Source organism: Domibacillus indicus, assembly GCF_023715895.1.
GTDB classification, from domain to species: Bacteria; Bacillota; Bacilli; order Bacillales; family Domibacillaceae; genus Domibacillus; species Domibacillus indicus_A.
This window is the reverse complement of record NZ_JAMBOO010000017.1, coordinates 41162-58620: the sequence shown is the minus strand read 5'-3', so window position 1 is coordinate 58620 and position 17459 is coordinate 41162. Positions and strand designations below refer to the sequence as shown.

Sequence of the window (17459 nt, the reverse complement as noted above, 5' to 3'; positions counted from 1 at the left end):
TTGCTCACCTGCTCTTTTTTTGTTTTCCCAGACGAGAGATAAGCAGTCGTCTTGCTTTTTTAAATGGTGGCACAAAATAAGAATAGACGATTAATATAAAGCTATATCCAGCACAAAACAGGATGGACTGCACCAGAAAATGAGCCGGCAGGAGCTGCACACACCATACGAGTAAAACCATCAGGATAAAGGGATGGATCATGGCTGCAGCGCATTTTAAGAAATAAAACAGGGTTTCCCCCATGTCCTTTAATACAGCGCGCATCACTAGGAAAGAACAGCATATAAGTGACACAATAAGGCCTGCAGCAGCTCCTTCCATATCAAAACCATTCATAGTCAACAAAATAGTGGTTCCCGCATTAATCAGGACTGCTCCAATTAGTATTTTCACGTAGGTCCACTGCCTGTCGACGCCGATCAAGTATTGAGCAAAAAGAGGAGCCCAAAGCCAGAAAAATAAACCTGCAATAATTCCTTTTGATAAATCAATTCCTTCTTTATATTCGGGCATCAGCACAGCTGCAAAAGGCGGGAATACAAATAGCAATGTACCTAAAAAAAACGGACTGACAAACGCCATGTAGTAAACGGGGCGGAGGATAATGTGTTTAAGGTGCCTTTTCTTTTTTGTTTTCCCATACATATAATTGATTTTCGGATACATAATTTGATGAAAAACACCCGGCAGTACCATAATACCTTGATAAACAAAAGCAATAATGCCGTAGTGCCCTGCTGCGGCTGCACCAAAAAAAGAATAAACGAGCAGCCGGTCCAATGTAGTCAGCAAGCTGGTTAAAAGGCCAATCAGCATAATCGGCAGGCCATATGGAAGCATTTTTTTCAGTACGTTTCCATCCCATAAAAGCCTTAGCTTATACGGGAGATGCTTCGAGCTGTACATAATCGCCAAGGCATTTCCTATAAGTACACCTAAAAACAAGCCGTATATACCCAATAGAAGGGCAAGAAGTGCCATTAATACATATTGAAGCGAGCCGATGATCAGCTGGATCACTGCTACATGATTGAACTTCTGGGTTGTAAGATGCAGTTGGTTATGAAACAAAGCAATATTTTGAACAGGAATAAGCGCAAACGCCATGATACCCAGTATCTTTTCAAGAGAAGTGAAAGGGAGCCATAAGATCAAGAGCATGAATGCGATAGCAATCATACCGGAGCCTGTCATCCAAGTGAATACAACATGGCGCAGCTGATGCGCTTGAAGAGACTTTTTTTCACCCAGAAGGCGCGGTATATCCCGGCTGAATCCATCCAAAATACCAAGGTGCATATAGTAGCCATACATAAAAATCATCGAAAACACGAGCCAAATCCCGTATTGTTCCGGCCCTAGAATATTCCGAATCCAAATGCCTGTTACAGCTGATACAGGAGCAGACAAAGCCATAGCGAAAAAAAGAGCCGACGTTCCTTTTAAAAGCTGCATTTGGATTTATATCCCCTTCACGCCTTAAACGCGAGACAGTTTTCGCGGCTTCTTAAGGTTATGAACCAAAAGAGCTGCCCAGATTGACAAAATAAAGGAAAGTACAAAGGTACACCCCATAATTAATAATGGCTTTGGCGAAACCGGATCCGGGTCAACTGCAGCCGTGTTCATAACACGCACATTTTTTGTTTTTGTATTCATAATAGAGCTGACATTCTCATCGAATGCTTCCGCGATAGCATTGGCCACGACCACAGCTTCCGCCTGATCCTCGTTTTCTACAAGGAGCGCAAATACTTGAGATTCTTCTGTGTGTTCAACAGAAATGTCCTTCTTGTCAATTTCAATGTTATGGCCTTCTGTATTTAAAGCACGCTGAGCACTCTGTAGAATATAAGGACTTTGAACAATATCTTCATAGGTCGTCACGAGCTTGAGTGATTCATCGATAGGTGACAAAGCAGTTGTCTGTTTTGCATCAGGCTGTATACTGACGAGCATATTGACTTTTGCTTGGTACACAGGTGTAAGCACGTAATAGGAAACAAAAGCACTCGTTAGCACTGCTGCCACCGTGATCAATAAAATAATCCAAAAGCGTTTCAATACAATGCGGAAAAATTGAGGAAAATCAAGATGTTCTTCTGCCATTTCCGTCTTCCTTTCTCTAGTAGGCTTCTTTATGTTGCTGTACAATGTATGCAGCCTACCTTCTTTCCATGCCCTACTTTTTCCAGAAAGCAGATACAATCTAACTCTGGTCAGGATTGGTTCATGTATCCGAGTCACTTCCTTTGAATGGCTCAACCGTTGCCTGCTCGGGCTGATTAATGCCTACTGGACGCAACACACGCCAGACGGTAAGCAAAAGAATATATAAGTCAAGCCAGAGCGAACACTTTTCTACATACCACACATCCAGCCGGAATTTTTCTTCCCAACTGATCGCATTTCTCCCATTTACCTGCGACCAGCCTGTAAGCCCCGGTTTTACTTCAAGGCGGCGTGCCTGCTGAGCGTTATACAGCGGCACATAATGGACAAAAAGCGGCCTCGGTCCCACCAGACTCATATCTCCCCTCAATACATTCCAAAGCTGTGGAAGCTCATCTAAACTGTAGCGGCGCAAAAAAATACCCAACTTCCCCAGACGTGATGCATCAGGCAGCAGTTCGCCTAATGCATCCCTCTCATCCGTCATCGTACGAAATTTGAATACATTAAATGGAATTCCATTCCTGCCTGCACGCTGCTGTTTATAAAACACGGGGTTCCCTAAAAACTTGTATACCGCTAACCCTGTGCAAGCAAAAACGGGCAACAGGGCTATAATCATACAAAAAGACAGAACTACGTCAATACACCTTTTCATGGCAGCCACCTCATGCTCTTCTTCTCACTTCCTTCCATTTATATGATTTTTTATAAAAGAACGTTCAAAGACTATTTTTGTATTGCAAAAAGACCTTGCGAATCATTCGAAAGGTTTTAATAAATTGTCCATTTGTATATTTTTATCTAGATTTGACGAAACACGATTTATTAAGAACAGAACACAAACAACGATACCATTTACTGTTATAAACAAATATTTTTCAATCATAGTAATGTACTCTTGGAACTTCTTATTAGGTGCTATATGATTTTATTGTTGGATTATATACCCGTCCAACCTCAATAATAGAACGCGCTTTTTTTACAGACTTTCCGAGCAGAAAAGTCAGCAAGACTCCTCATTTTCAGTTACGTATTTCTTTAATCTCTGTATAGACACGTACCCGATTTCGGCCTTCTTGCTTTGCCGAATATAAAGCTTTATCTGCTTTATTGAGAATCCCGTATAGTGTCTCTTCGTCTTCTTTCGTTGCTTCAGCCATCCCTAAGCTTAACGTAACAGAAAGAACTCCCTTAGTAGTAATGAGCGGCTGTGTCTCTAGATAGCTGCGTAACTGATTAGCTAACGCTTCACCATCTGCTACTGACTCCTCAATGTAAGCACAAACTCCTCAACGCCAGACCGAGCAAAGAGTTCTCCTTTCGTGAACCTCTCCACCTAAATCAAAGGTTTTGATGGAGAAGTTCACCTACCGGTTACTTAGCGGGCTAAAGAAGAGGATATCCTTGCTAGGAATGATAAAAATTTTATTTTATTATCATGTGAGTATTTTATATTCACACAAGTGTACATATACAAAAGTACACTTGTGACAATGTATACTTTTGTGTAGGTATACTTGTGATTACCAACTTTTTGATCGCATTACAGGCCAGAAGACTCCTTCAAATTGCTTCACAGTATGCGGAAGATGAAGGGCCGCTTTTTTCGTTTGTTACTTAGCAAGTAAAACATACATTCCTTTTAAGTCAACCTCTTGTGCACATTCACGGCAACAAGTATCGCTGAACTCTTCTACGCAAGTTTCGCAAATGGCGGCGCCAAGTTTGCAGTTTTGTTGAACGAACTAGCTACAGTGGACCAAAAATGAGACGGCCTGCCAGCAAACTTGAGCGCATTCCTGCAGTGTTTGGACGCCGTTTTTTACTTGAACGTCTGTCTCTGCAGGAAAGTCGTTGTACATTCTTCGCACGCTTAGACACATTTTAAACATTCCTCTACCACTGTGTTTTCATTGGCAGTTGATAAATACTATAAAGAACAGGATTCATATAATGTGGCATGGCCCCCTTGCATTTGATGATGACAAGGTAGATTCTTTTTCTCATTATCATCCTTCAGGGGTTATATTTCCTGTCCCGGCTGAAGTATTTCTACACCTTCGATTTTAACTGTTTCCGGATATTTGAGGCCTGAGCCCGTGTTAAGACATACAACATGCTCATCCGCCTGGATCCATCCTTGTTCACGCAGGATTCTCGCTGCCGCAAAGGTTGCTGCTCCTTCTGGGCAGACAAAGTTTCCTTCTAAGGAAGCTACTTGTTTTTGCACCTTCAATAATTCCTCATCTGAAATGGCAATCGCACAACCTTCTGTTGCATAAAGCCCTTCAAGAACTAAGAAATCGCCTAACGCTTTAGGGACATTGATCCCAAATGCACAAGTTGCTGAGTCTTCAAAGAATTTGGATTCTTTTTCGCCTTTTTCCCAGGCTTCTCTTCTTTTTCCGAGTGATTCATCATTGATAGAAGATCTAGATGCCTGCTAACAAGGAAAAGCTGGATCCATTTCGGAAACCAGCTTTTCCTTATTCTGATATAAAAAATAATTAAACAAACAGTACCACTTCATGTGATTCAGTCATTTGAATTCTAATCTTGTTTCCTTGAATATCAATTTTCGGTTCGTCTGGTTCATCCTGATTGTGAGGCGATCCATACACAGCACTTGCAAGCCAAGTAACTCCTGGTTCGATGCTCGTTTTAATGGTCGGGATTACTGTCCAGTTATGAATTATATTCATATTGGCATTCGGATAAATAAGATCCGCTGTGCCACCACCATGAAGCGATTTAATGAAGCTTTTACCTGCATGCGAAATGGCTCCGCTATGCTGGCTATGCTGGTCTCTTATAAAAAGACAAGTCTTCCTGTTGCCCAATTCCCAAAGCAAAACCGCCTTCTGCTGCATCCAGCGGCCGGTCTGTTTGAATGCAGTGAATGCGCATATGCCAGGGAGCTCCCGGAACGATCCACGTCTTCACTTCTACATCCTCCCACGACGGCTTCCACCTGAAAAATAAAACATCTTCTTAAATTTTAAATTCTTCTATTTTTCTTTTAACCCTATATAAATAATCGCCTAATCGAACCTTTGACCTATCAAAGACATGCCCGGTTCTACCTCGCTCTCATCCCACCTCTGAAGAAGTGGGCTTTCCCGCTTGGAAAGTCTGTAAATTGAGCAATTTAAATATTATTTGAAAAGAATGGATTTCATAACAAAGCCAAAGAAAGCGATCGGGACTGACATAAATGGTGCTTTGCTCCCTTTTAATAAAGGGAATAGCGCTTTTTATGTTTTCTGCTGATTTGTTCATGGTTGAAACTGGGTCAGTCTGCGATTAGTCCGTCCAGTTTTATGCTAATGTTCTATATTAAATACCACTTGCCTGCTGGCTGTTCTTGACGATCAGCTTGGAGACCTCCTTCAGTACCCATAGCTAGGACTGTATATAGCTGTCACTGTTTTTAATCTCGTATTCTCAATACTGGTCACACCGCACAGCATCTGTAGCAGCGAGGGCTCTACATTACTGACACAATTTTTAACATAAAATGTTATCGTTTGTTGATAGAATTTATCCAATTCTTTCTATATAGTTAATTCTATACAGAGGTGAAAATATGATTGGTATGAATATACGTGTTCTACGTAAAAAGCACAAAATGAGCCAGGAAATGTTAGCGGAGAAGGTAAACGTATCTCGTCAGACCGTCGCAAAATGGGAAAGCGAGGAGGCGCTGCCTGATATACATAAAAGGGAAAATGTTAGCTGATATCTTTCAGGTAACATTGGATCAATTATCCGATGATATGAGTACAGAAGATGTAAAACAGCTTGGTCCCAAGGGTAAACAGTTCTTCGGTGTTGTGAAAGTAGGCGAGCGGGGACAAATAGTCATCCCAAAACAGGCGCGGGAAATGTATCGGATTCATACAGGTGATAAGCTTGTTGTGCTGGGGGACGATGCTACAAAAGGGCTTGCCATCTTAAAAAGTGATCGTTTTTTAGAGTTTGCAGATATGATTCGTAACGCCGCATCGGCCGGAGAGGAGCCAGAATGAGTAAAATTGTGTTCTTTTCAATTCCCGCCCATGGCCACACCAATCCAACACTTCCGGTTGTATCAGAATTAGTAAAAAGAGGCCATGAAGTTTGGTACTATTCATTTTCGGAATTCCAGAAAAAAATAGAAGAAACCGGAGCCAAGTTTATTTCCTGTGATAAATTCTTGCCCTCGATATCAGAAGAAGAATTAAATCGCAAAGTTGGAAAAGATTTTGCAGCGTTGATTGAAATGGTTGTGGATACGACCATTGCTTTAGATGAAAAGGTATGTACAGAATTAAGAGCGTTTCAGCCGGATTGCATTGTATCGGATTCCTTATGCTTTTGGGGTAAATTATTTGCCAAGAAATTAGGCATCCCGTATGTCTGTTCAACAACATCCTTTGCATTTAATCAGCATACGGCAAAATTGATGAAACGCGGCATAAGAGAAATGTTTCGAATGATCATGGGCATGCGGCGCATTAATAAAAAAATGCAATTGTTAAGAGATTACGGATATCAAGCGGATAGTTTTATATCGATTATCCAAAATGATAATGAGACGGATACCATTGTGTATACAAGCAAAGAGTTCCAGCCATTGTCGGAAACCTTTTCTGACAGATATGCCTTTGTCGGCCCTTCCATCCGGCAGTCTCCTGAAGTACAGGTTGATAAAAACGGCAGAAAAGTCATTTATATTTCATTAGGAACAGTGCTCAATCAAAACAAGGAGTTTTACCAAAGTTGTATCCAGGCATTCGCTGGCTGTGATTATGATATTGTAATGTCGATTGGTAAAAAAATAGAGATGGCTTCGCTTGGCCGTATACCGGACAATTTCACAGTGAAAAATTATGTAGATCAGATTGCCGTTTTACAGAAGGCTGATGTATTTATTACCCATTGCGGGATGAATAGTGTAAATGAAAGCCTATATTATGAAGTTCCAATGGTTTTATATCCGCTGCATAGCGAAGAAGGAGTAGTGGCTGACCGAGTGGCCGAGCTCGGGGCAGGAATCAAACTAAAAGGAAACAAGTTTAAACATATTAGAAAAGCAGCAGCTGAATTACTAGCAGATACGAGTTACCTTGAAAAGGCGCAGAAACTGTCAGAGTCCTTTCGAAATGCAGGAGGAGCAGCAGAAGCAGCAGATGTGATCCTGGATAAAATAGAGGAAAAATCCTGAAGACCTAAAAAACTTGTTGAGGATCAATTATTAGGCTTGCACGGCTTCTTAACCGTTTTTTACGGTTATTTTTCATAAACCACAAGAACATCCTTTATTCTTGGACTCCTGGGCTACAATATAGCGTTTGTAGCAATCTGTGATAACTTTATAAATAAATCTTTTGGCTGGGAATACCTCAGCAACAACAAAGGTGTATTTTTGCTAAAGTATACTTTTGTTTAAGTACACTTATGATTACTAACCTTTTGATTGCCTTAATATCGGGAATACCTTTTAATAATATAAGTGTACTTTAGCAAACACACACCTTTGCTAAAGTACACTTATTATTAAGTACTCCTGTGATTACTAACTTTTTGATTGTGGTTAATAACACACGATTTTAGTTTGGTGACCTAATATAATGAGCTGCTTTTTGGGCCTGTGCTGCTGCCTGCACAATCAGTTTTGAATCTTCTTTAAGTGCACGAAGCCAGGATTGTATATAGCTCGCACTATTCTCAATCGTCATGTTTTCGATGCCTGCTACCCCGCATAGCATCGCTGCCCCAATTTCCGCAACCAACTCTTCTTTAGAATAGACTTCATCTCCAAACGACACGCCGCTTTGTGTAATCCCTTTGCGGGCAAGGCGGCTTTTATGGCCTGTACTGTGAACCATTTCATGAAACAGGACCGAGTAGTACTCTTCTACTGTGCGATAGTCTTTTAATGGCGGCACGCTGACACGATCCAACCTAGGAAAATAAACAGCACGCCCGGAATGATGATGGATAACAGGTGAATCCTTGTATCCACGCACGATCTGCTGGGCAGACTCAATTGGATTATGGTCAAATGTTTCCGCCTCTCTCTTGCTTTGGAGACCCTCTGCCTGCTTGATTACATTAAACACTTTGTAGTAGCGAAGAAACGGGATCTGTTCCTTTTCGCCGGTTTCTTCATTTTCACGCTCTATCCAATTCCAGAACACCACAATATGTCCTTTTTCACCTTTACGGACTTTGCCGCCAGCTTCTCTGATCTGCTTGAACGTAGAATACTCTCCCGGCTCCAAGAGAAGAGAATTGATGCCGCGGTACGGCTTTTGGGTTACCCAATTTACTGGCGCACCATTGTTCCACGGGCGGCGCCATGGCACTACACCTTTTTCAAGCTGCTCGATGATCCGGTTTGTGACCATTTGATAGATTGTATCGCTCATTTTTATGCGCTCCTTTGTGTAGGGTTTTTAAAAGACAAAAAGCCAAATCCGAGAATGGATTTGGCTTTAATAAGTCACTATTAGTTCTTAATGGTAAGAAGGCTGGTTTACAGGCAGCCTTTTTCTTTCAGGGACACATACTTTTCTGAGCAGACCACCAAATGGTCAAGCAATTCAATGCCCATCAGCTTGCCGCATTCCGCCAGCCGCTTGGTGATATCCAGGTCTTCACGGCTTGGTGAAGGATCCTGCGACGGGTGATTGTGCGCACAGACAATGCTTGCAGCCGCATGCTGGATCGCAAAGCGATAAGTTTCCCTCGGGTGCACTAACGAAGCATTTAAGCTTCCTTTAAAGACAGCCCGCTCATAAATCACCTGGTTTTTGGTGTTTAAATAAAGCACGTAAAATACTTCCTGCTTTTCATAGGCAATCTTGGAACGCATGTAGTTATACGCATCTTCCGGGCTGCGAACTGTAAAGCGCTGCTCAGCCGCCGAAATGAAACTCCACTTTCTGCCGACTTGAAATCCGGCCATGACACGCTGAGCCTGCGTAAGGGTCAGCCCTTCTTTACGCAGCTCATGTTCTGTCAGGTCAGCCAGGTCTTGAAGCCCTTTGGCGGAAAGACGGCCGCACAGCTCCGGAGTGGCTTTCGGTCCAATTAAAACCGCAAGCAGATGCTGCAGGTCCACACCCTGGCCTGAACCATAATTAGAAAGTACTTCACGCGCTGTTTCAATATATTTTTTCTCCATTATTTTTTCCTTTCCATGAGCCCCCGTGCCGCGGCGGCACGAGGATTCATGCCACCGTTTTTTATATGCCCGGGGTGGAAGGCTTATTTTTGATATGCTATACTATCACTTACCTCTATTTATCTCTTTCGGGACGAAAATTTTTTCGTCTCTTTTTTTTGCCCAAATTGGCACAGCACCTCTTCACTCCAACCGATTTTTTTCAGGTTTGCCGCGGAAATCGTCATGAGCTTCCACGGGTTCATCCCTTCAATCACCAGCTGGTCTGCCATGTCTCTCAAGCCGGACTCATGAAACTCCCAGGAGACCGCCACATTATAATTCCACACTTTTTCTTTCGTTTCTATTGCACCGTTCTGGTCTACAAACCTTTTCAATTCGGCTTTCAATGTCTTGAGTGACGATTCCATGCGCTCAATTTCCGCAGCAAGCTCTGCCGCATCCTGTGTAGATTTGATTTTTGGAACAGCCATTAACATAACGGATCACCGCACTTTCGATGTTCTCCATGCCCAGTGTTCATCCTTTTTAACATGGTTACTCCTCCTTTGAATGAAACAGTTCGTACCATCCTGCTTTTCATTACCGCCTGCTGCACTGCATAACAACCCACTCTTTTACTCCGCTTCAATGTGAGAATACGGATACTTGAATGGATTGGAGACATGCAGGACAAAGGCTTCTAGCCGGTTGACCTCTCTCGGCCGCTCGGAAAGAGAATACACAGCCAGCACTTCCTCAAGTAGCGGTGTGCCAATTTCTCGTTCTCTTTCCCGAATGGATTCTACCGTATGTTCATACGTTCCGCCTATAATGCCTGAAACAAGCAGCTGATAGGCAAACCGCTTTTCATTCCACAGAAACTGCTTCCATGCTTTCCAGACGAGTTCCCTCAGTTCTTTGTAGGATTGATCATCAAAATGGCGGATATCAACCCAGTCTGGCTTTGCGCCCAGCCCCATCATTCTGCACTGGCTGCCCGTTAATTTCTCAGCCGGGTGCCGTTTATAGGTGCTGCCGCTCTTTTTACGGTACCGGTCGATGGCTTCGTTTTCCGATACGCCCTCCAGAAGAGCCATAAACCGGAAAACACCGCCGGATTCGCCGCAAAACCAGCACTTGAAAATTTGCTCCTGTGTATTTAAGGAAAGGTAATACTTTTTTCGCTTCCTGTGCTGGTCGTCTTCTTTGCAGAAGGGGCATTTGGCGAGTGTCTGCTTTTTTCCGAATGATTGCGGCTGGAACGTCAGTCCATGTTCAGCGGCAATATCCAAAATATTCGGCAGCATGCCACTCCTCCTCTCCAATCTGCTGGATGATATCCTGCACTGTGCCCGGAACCGGAATTTGAACCCATTCTGGCTTAAGGGTAATAGGTGCCGTTTTTACAATCACCTTTGTGCGCGGATCCCACCATTGCCACACATGGTAACAAGCCACTGCTTCTTCCACGTATAATGCCTGGTTTTCTGGGCTGCCAGATACCGAGTGAGTAACTATAAGGCAGCCTTTTTCGGGACGGACCGCAATGAAATACAGGCCGCTCTTTCGCTCAGATGACATTGCACAAATCAGCGTATTACCGTCTGTGAATGCGGTGGTGATCATGAGATCGCGCCCGCTTCCATGTGGTTGACTGATTCTAAAAAGAGATAGCCGTTTTCTTCCCGCACATCCATGAGAAAGGTTTCTTCTTCTGGAATCTGCCGGGTCAGTTCCAGCGATTCTTCTCCTTTGGCCAGAACCAGTTTTTCTTTCTTCGACTCCTGATCGACCACATACAGCTTGGCATATGGAATGCCGCTCGGTGATACACCGGAATCGTAGTGTTTTAAAACAAAGCCTTTTGAATCTGATTCTTCAGCAGAGGTCAGCTGGCTTTCTTCTGTTGAGCTGCTTTTTGATTCTTCATCTGACGGCAGATTTTCTTCTGCCTCTTGATAGTGAACAGGCTGTGAAGAATCAGGCGTATTGTTTTTAGAACTCTTTTGATGGTCCGGAATAATATCTGCCTGTTCGCTTTTAAACTCTTCCAGCCCCATTTCTTCGGCTGTATAAAGGCCGCCGAGCGGGAACTGGCGTTTTAAAACGAGCACTTCTGCCACTTTAATGATTGCGGTGCTTGGCATAGCATCCCAAATAGATGAGCCGCCTTTTCCGCCATCTCTCTCTGAGCGTGCATTGGCTTTAAAGTATTCGGCAAAATTGACGAATACTGCGCAGGGGCGGAGCCGTTTATGGTATAACACGGCGTAGGCGCCGATAATGTTCCCACGTTTTTGGCCAAACACATGCCGCACAGTCCCTTCTGAAGGGATGAACTCAAACTCATCTCCTTCTCTTACTTCTGCCGCACAAGGGGCACCGACATAATCGGGATGCTGGGCCGCTATACGAAGCAGGCCGTCTCTTGTGGTAATGAAGTTTGTACGTGTACCCTGCTTTGTTTCGTATTTTTGAAACACAATATCCCCAAGCAGCGGGTTCAGTCCAAACGTTTCGCAGACTTCTACGAAATGCCTGGCTTCTTCCTGTGTTCCTTCATTTGGTCCGACAAAGCGGCTCCAGATCAATGACTTCTGTTCCTGGGAAAAAACCAATGCTTTTTCCATTTTGACAAACACCCTTTCTGAGAATTTTTTATATAAAAAAAGCGCACTGCTCTTAGAGAGCAAATGCGCTTCTTTTAACGGGATCATGGAGCATTAAACGCAAAAAAAACCGATTTCATCCATACGGAATCCACCGGTTTTAAGGTCTGCTCTGTAAAGGCATAGTGAAATAAGGATCACATGCCTACTTTTAAAAAATCCAATAAATCACTTTAGGATGGCTGAGCCATCGGCCTGCTGTTTCTCTGATCTATGCAATGCATAGTAAGAATAGCGGCAATTCCTTTGTGTCGATTCTCCCCTGACAAAATGAAGGGTACAATGACTTTCACTTGAAGTGACAAATAACTAAAACTATGAAGGTAGAGTAACAAATATTCTGATAATATACAAGCGTTAAAAAGCTAAAGAAATTGACCTTTCTCAAAGTAAGCTAAAAATTAATTTTAAGCCTTGCTTATAGCCAGAGGTAAAGAAAGCTCCTCCCTTCTTTTGGCTGAGCTTTCTTTACCTCTATTTATACAATCCTGCCGCCTTTTGAAAGGATAGCATCCTTCACCAACCGCCTGGTACTTAATAGATATTCTTGTGTTTGGGTTGTGGTAGCTTCTCCGGGTATCGGTGCTCCTTGTTCGTAAATTCTTTCCATAGAATTAATTCTTTTTTTGCCTGATCCTCCTCCACTAAGATTAAATGCATGGTTCCAGGGAGCCAGCTGATCAAACCAAATACGTTCAGTTGTAAAGTCAAAAAGCTTAGAGTGCACTTCACGAGCAATTCTATCGATTGCATCTTTTTTATCGCTATCTGTAACATTGGCTGGAATCCAACGAACGGGTTGACTTAGATAAATACGTATATGATACATTAAACAATCTTTAAGTTCAGACACTGGACGGAGAGTATCGTATTCCCCGTTATTATAGCTTAGTGCAAGACGTTTAGATAATGCCTTCAACCTTGCCCAGTGCTGCGGCTGTTCATTAGAGATACTCGTTTTCCCAAAACGTCCTTTCCAAATATCATGAAATTTCTTTGTGGCGTTTTGAACAGCAAAACCTAAATCTGCTTCATTATAAAATGGGATAGCTGCAGGCATTTTTTCTTCAAAAATACTTGTTTCTAAAGTTTCAATTAACTTTTTTAGTTCTTTAGATGTATGTTTGTTTCTTTCGTGCATAGTTCGATCCAAATTAGCTAAGAAAAATGAACGTGCAGGCAACATTAAGTCTAAATTAATCGCAGCTTCATGACCTAATGTTTCTCTAATGTGTGAAACAACTTGATTTAATGAAGCAGTTATATGATTAATACGGCTTTTTCTATTTGGCAGATTATCTCCTTTTAATTCATCCAGGTGTGTGAAACATATGCTTAATTTTGAAATATGTCCACTAGCAGCCAGTTCTTTTAGAACCGATAAGGAGGCTGTTTGCATCGGTTGTTTGGCACTATCAACTAGTAAAACTGCGTCACACGCTTCGAATTTTCTAGAGGTTTGAGCTGGTAAACTAACGGCTGAAGATACAGTATGGCCTATTCCTTGACCGTCAATCAACACCAAGTTAGGTACAATGTCGCTCCAACTCGGTATAAATGGACCTTTAACCCTAATTCCTTGAACTAGAGGTGTAAGCAACTTTCCAAATTGAGGTGCATAATTACTGGATAAGCGCCGCATAATTTTAAGAAAAGCCGTTCTATCTTCAGTTCGAAATCTCCACACCGAAGGCCACTGCTCTGTTTCTGGCTGTAGCTCTCCCTCTTTCAAAAGCTTAAATCGCTTGGCCATTTCATTCATCATGTCATCTACCAGCGTATGAAATTCTCTTTTCTGCCTAAGTTCTTCTTCTAGAATCTCTTCAAATGCTGTGTTGTCCTCCGAATTCAATGAAGCAGGATTGATATTAAGTTCTCTAATTAAATTTCCCTTAACTTTCTCACTTACAGAAGTAAGGGCCGTTACTTGTGCTAAAAATCCTTTAATTACAGTTAAATATTTTTGTCTCTCTTCAACAGTTATCTCTTGGTCATCAATTGATACATCCTCGTCTTCTTCATCTTCTTCATCTAAATCTGTGTTAGGATCTCCAAGTACATAAAAAAAACGAAAACGTTGCTCGCTGTGTTCAAGAAGCCGCATACACACTATTTCATTGTCTAGACCATTGATTTTAGCTAATACCGCTGCCATTACACAATCTTCAACGTGTAACCTTACTTCTCTTCGTTCAAAGAAAGTAACGGCCGCTTCAAATTCCCCACGGGAACATATTATCTCAATATCAGAAACGGTTGTTTTATTTGGTGAAGTAGATGGAAACCGATCTTTTTTAGGATCAGTGCCTATAATTTGACGCAACAAAGTGGTTTTTCCAGCCCCTGTAGAACCAACAAGTAGAACTTTTGCATATCCCTGTTCAGCGCCTGGCAAAGGTAATAAGTCTTCTCTGAGATTAAAATAATCTCTGTTTTTTGGTTCTAAGCAATCATAAAAAGCAGTTACGATTTTTTTGTCAAAACGCACGGCCGCAATCGGTCTTGCACTAAGATCCCAAAATGTTTTATCCGACAATATTTCATTCATTTGGTCGACTAAACGTTGCGCTTCTCTTTCATCAGTTGTACCTAACCCTCTTCTTACTCTAAGACCAGCCTTGCCACTCAATTCTTTCTTAACTGGGTGCCTAAAAACAACTGACCAGGAGTGCCTGCCTGTTCCCTTGACCTTACTAGCCGTATAGCTCACGTAGCATCCCCCCCCGTAAGTGTTCCAAAGCACGTGATTTGTGTTCCAGGTTATGTTTAACAGTATTCTTTTCTTCTCAAAAAATTCTTCGTAAAAATGTTTTTTTATCGTATGGTGTAAATGCGAAAAGTGATTCTGAAAGGCTGGGTCATAGTAACATCGCCAACACTAACTTATTATCTAGCATTAAATTACAAAGGCCAACTTCAACCTCCCCCCAATCTCAAGTTTTTTTGCCTTCCGTATTACTGTTGTCAGGAAAGTAAGAGGGGAATTGAATTATTTACTGATCTATTTCTCTCTGCTCAATGTGAAAGAGTGAATCATGATGGTCTCCTATCACGTATGGAACAATCCCTCCGTCATACCGAAATCCAATATGATCTTCGCTGTAACTTGGACCTACAAACTAATTTAAGACTACACCTGTTCTTTTATGTGCATCCCCATTAACAGTGAAAGTTCTAACTACTCGGAATTACTAATATATTTTAACGTTGGAGATTAATACGAGGACGAGGAGGCTACGTATGACAAATTTTCATACAGGCCAGGCTGTTGCATTAAACACGAAAACTGTAATATTAACTGGACAAAAAAAATATTCAGTTAAAAAATATGCTGGACCTGGAACTCTCTTGTATCCAGTTGAGGACAAGCAACGATGGAGTGTTATATTTAAGGACAAGTCTTCTAATGAATATGTTATCGAAACCTTTCATACGTCAGAGTTAAAGCCCTACAAAAATAAATGTTGGGGTCATGATTGTGAAGGTCAAGTAGATAGTTCCGTTAACACAACATGTAATGTATGTTACTGGGTAAAGTGTCCAAAGTGTGGCAGGTGTAAAAAATCACTTTGTGAGTCAAGTGGCTTTACCGTTAAAACCGTTCCTATCAAAATCCGAGTAATACCAAAATGATCTTAAAAACAAAAAGAGCGGCTATTTAGCCGTTCTTTTTAAAGTATTTTTTAACCAAGTATCTGCTCTTTTATTCTACAGATCAATAAAATGTTTAACATTCAGCATGTTGTCTTTTATCTTTTAACTACTGGCTTGCTAAACAGTCCTATATTAAGGCACTTACTATTTTTAATAGGGAATGACGATATAGATAGAAAAAAGCTTGGAGTTATAAGGATAGCTATATTAATAATTATCCTTCTATTGCGTATTGCTTCAATTGTTTCTTACATTTGTAATGACAAACTACCAAGAACATCTATCGTAGTTTAGTGATATATTTATTCTCTTATTTCCAAATCCTATGCTGATTCGTAAACATCATTCAAAAACACATTCAACACAGTCTCCTGAAAGTTTTTATCGGTAAACAATCGCCTAAACAGCTATCTAGTTAAATTCTTGTCAATATACGATCGAGCGGCTCGTTATTGTATTTTTTCTGAAAAAATTTATATATTTCTTGAACACTCGATACATATATAAAGCCGCTCAATAATAATTGAGCGGCTCATTTTTTATTTATTTAAAGTATTTTTAAGTGCTTCATAAACACCATTTATACCAGAGCTAGTACCAGTAAATACAAACTTATTTTTCTCAGGAATGTAACTGCCCCCATAACCTTCCCATACTGAACTATTATGGGACCAATCAATAGTTCCCAACTTCCTGATTTCATTTTGCCAATCGAGATTATTTTGATTATAAATCACTTCGTTAAGGTATTTACCAATCCCTTGAATCGTAGCGGCTGTACCAATAATATATTTATCACGATTAGAAGCATCTTCTGGCAATACTTCAAACAACAAGTTAATAATTTCATCAAGTGTATTACGCAAATCATCATAAGTTTCAATGTTCAAGAGTCCATCTTTGTCCTTGTTTGCGCCTGTAATAATAAAACATAACATGTTTCTTAAAGTAGAAAGAACCATGATTTGATTGTTATTACCACGAATTTGAGTCTTTTCAGTTTCAATGTTCAATCTTAATAACTGCTGGTTGTTTTTAGCCAGATCCTTAGCAAGTTGATTATATTGATCACTTGAATCAAAATTTAATGCAATGGACTTATTAGGTTTACCAGCCAAAAGATTCAAATCATGGAATAGTTGTTGCTCACCCTTTTGATCAATTCCTGTGAAAATCACAACTGGAATAGTCATATTTTCTAAAATATTAAGTTTTTCATTAAGCTTTTCTTTTTCATTATGATTAATAGATTTTTCAATATCTTCTTTTAGGGTTGCAATGGCCAATTTAATAGCTTCAGATCGATGTTGCCCATCATTAATAGAGAAAACAGTGCTAATATCTACATCAATTGTAGATTCTTCTTCGTTATAATCAATTTCACTCTTACATGTTACTGTAATAGCACTTAAGAATGTCATTCTCTTTTTGTCAATACCATCTAAGATGTATTTTGCAATTGATTTGACACGCGGCTTACTTAATTTCCGTTGAACTTCCGGAAAAACTTTAAAGAAACTTTCCAATTTATTAAAAGGAATCATTGTTACGTAAGTTTCTCTCCCGAATTGGTTTCCTTTCGATCCCTTGAATGAAATTTTGATTGAATTTGACGTCGACATTTCCTCACCTCTAGATTAATATGTAATAAACTTACCATTACCTCGAATTTATTGCAAACCTTTTTCATTTTAATTACCAAACAACTTTAAAACTGAATTAGAATAATAACTTTCTTTTGTATCAACACACATATTTTCTGAGCGGCTTTTTATAAAAACCGTTTTTCGTTTTATTTATTAAAAAA

18 protein-coding genes and 1 pseudogene are annotated in these 17459 nt (G+C 40.8%); 4 read left to right on the top strand and 15 right to left on the bottom strand.

The window, feature by feature from the left end:
• Window positions 1-4: 4 nt before the first annotated feature.
• The 7 genes and pseudogenes from M3221_RS18470 to M3221_RS18440 form a co-directional block, all read right to left on the bottom strand.
• The gene (locus M3221_RS18470) at window positions 5-1456 is read right to left on the bottom strand and encodes an oligosaccharide flippase family protein (protein ID WP_251273193.1); all 1452 of its coding nucleotides are present in this window, start codon (window positions 1454-1456) and stop codon (window positions 5-7) included.
• 24 nt (window positions 1457-1480) lie between these two features.
• A complete protein-coding gene (locus M3221_RS18465) occupies window positions 1481-2110 on the bottom strand; it encodes a YveK family protein (protein ID WP_251273192.1) in 630 nt (209 codons plus the stop codon).
• Window positions 2111-2231: 121 nt separating this feature from the next.
• Window positions 2232-2831, bottom strand: coding sequence for a sugar transferase (locus M3221_RS18460; RefSeq protein ID WP_285881218.1), 600 nt, complete (start codon window positions 2829-2831; stop codon window positions 2232-2234).
• A 367-nt stretch (window positions 2832-3198) separates the two neighbouring features.
• Window positions 3199-3378, bottom strand: a complete 180-nt coding sequence (locus M3221_RS18455) for a GGDEF domain-containing protein (RefSeq protein ID WP_251273227.1) — start codon at window positions 3376-3378, stop codon at window positions 3199-3201.
• Window positions 3379-4199: 821 nt separating this feature from the next.
• Window positions 4200-4571, bottom strand: a pseudogene (locus M3221_RS18450) (pyridoxal-phosphate dependent enzyme); the annotation flags it as partial.
• A gap of 112 nt (window positions 4572-4683) precedes the next feature.
• Complete coding sequence (locus M3221_RS26880; protein WP_396120376.1) at window positions 4684-5016, bottom strand: DUF2264 C-terminal domain-containing protein; 333 nt, start codon at window positions 5014-5016, stop codon at window positions 4684-4686.
• On the bottom strand, window positions 4973-5119 hold the full coding sequence (locus M3221_RS18440; protein ID WP_251273190.1) for a DUF2264 C-terminal domain-containing protein: 147 nt from the start codon (window positions 5117-5119) through the stop codon (window positions 4973-4975). The genes M3221_RS26880 and M3221_RS18440 overlap by 44 nt, the downstream gene beginning before the upstream one ends.
• Window positions 5120-5762: 643 nt before the next feature.
• Between M3221_RS18440 and M3221_RS26615 the strand changes: the two genes are divergently transcribed.
• Genes M3221_RS26615 through M3221_RS18425 form a run of 3 tightly spaced genes read left to right on the top strand, consistent with a single transcriptional unit; the run spans window position 5763 to window position 7382 of the window.
• Window positions 5763-5915, top strand: a complete 153-nt coding sequence (locus M3221_RS26615) for a helix-turn-helix transcriptional regulator (RefSeq protein WP_311316148.1) — start codon at window positions 5763-5765, stop codon at window positions 5913-5915.
• A complete protein-coding gene (locus tag M3221_RS18430; protein WP_251273189.1) occupies window positions 5905-6204 on the top strand; it encodes an AbrB/MazE/SpoVT family DNA-binding domain-containing protein in 300 nt (99 codons plus the stop codon). Before M3221_RS26615 ends, M3221_RS18430 begins: the two co-directional genes overlap by 11 nt.
• Window positions 6201-7382: a macrolide family glycosyltransferase gene (locus M3221_RS18425; protein ID WP_251273188.1), complete on the top strand. Its 1182-nt coding sequence runs from the start codon at window positions 6201-6203 to the stop codon at window positions 7380-7382. Before M3221_RS18430 ends, M3221_RS18425 begins: the two co-directional genes overlap by 4 nt.
• A gap of 385 nt (window positions 7383-7767) precedes the next feature.
• Here the strand turns inward: M3221_RS18425 and M3221_RS18420 are convergent, their stop codons facing one another.
• The 7 genes from M3221_RS18420 to M3221_RS18390 form a co-directional block, all read right to left on the bottom strand.
• The gene (locus M3221_RS18420; RefSeq protein WP_251273187.1) at window positions 7768-8589 is read right to left on the bottom strand and encodes an ArdC family protein; all 822 of its coding nucleotides are present in this window, start codon (window positions 8587-8589) and stop codon (window positions 7768-7770) included.
• A 107-nt stretch (window positions 8590-8696) separates the two neighbouring features.
• A complete protein-coding gene (locus M3221_RS18415; protein WP_251273186.1) occupies window positions 8697-9347 on the bottom strand; it encodes a JAB domain-containing protein in 651 nt (216 codons plus the stop codon).
• A gap of 119 nt (window positions 9348-9466) precedes the next feature.
• Complete coding sequence (locus tag M3221_RS18410; RefSeq protein WP_251273185.1) at window positions 9467-9826, bottom strand: hypothetical protein; 360 nt, start codon at window positions 9824-9826, stop codon at window positions 9467-9469.
• A gap of 138 nt (window positions 9827-9964) precedes the next feature.
• Window positions 9965-10636: a CHC2 zinc finger domain-containing protein gene (locus M3221_RS18405; RefSeq protein WP_251273184.1), complete on the bottom strand. Its 672-nt coding sequence runs from the start codon at window positions 10634-10636 to the stop codon at window positions 9965-9967.
• Complete coding sequence (locus tag M3221_RS18400; protein ID WP_251273183.1) at window positions 10605-10955, bottom strand: hypothetical protein; 351 nt, start codon at window positions 10953-10955, stop codon at window positions 10605-10607. Before M3221_RS18400 ends, M3221_RS18405 begins: the two co-directional genes overlap by 32 nt.
• Window positions 10952-11959 carry a RecT family recombinase gene (locus M3221_RS18395; RefSeq protein ID WP_251273182.1) on the bottom strand — a complete coding sequence of 336 codons (1008 nt, stop codon included), beginning with the start codon at window positions 11957-11959 and terminating at the stop codon, window positions 10952-10954. The genes M3221_RS18400 and M3221_RS18395 overlap by 4 nt, the downstream gene beginning before the upstream one ends.
• A gap of 517 nt (window positions 11960-12476) precedes the next feature.
• Window positions 12477-14708, bottom strand: a complete 2232-nt coding sequence (locus M3221_RS18390) for a Rab family GTPase (protein WP_251273181.1) — start codon at window positions 14706-14708, stop codon at window positions 12477-12479.
• Window positions 14709-15238: 530 nt separating this feature from the next.
• Here M3221_RS18390 and M3221_RS18385 point away from each other — a divergent pair.
• Window positions 15239-15631: a hypothetical protein gene (locus M3221_RS18385; protein ID WP_251273180.1), complete on the top strand. Its 393-nt coding sequence runs from the start codon at window positions 15239-15241 to the stop codon at window positions 15629-15631.
• A 560-nt stretch (window positions 15632-16191) separates the two neighbouring features.
• On the opposite strand, the gene M3221_RS18380 is transcribed toward M3221_RS18385, so the two are convergent.
• Complete coding sequence (locus M3221_RS18380; RefSeq protein WP_251273179.1) at window positions 16192-17274, bottom strand: DNA sulfur modification protein DndB; 1083 nt, start codon at window positions 17272-17274, stop codon at window positions 16192-16194.
• Window positions 17275-17459 lie beyond the last annotated feature (185 nt).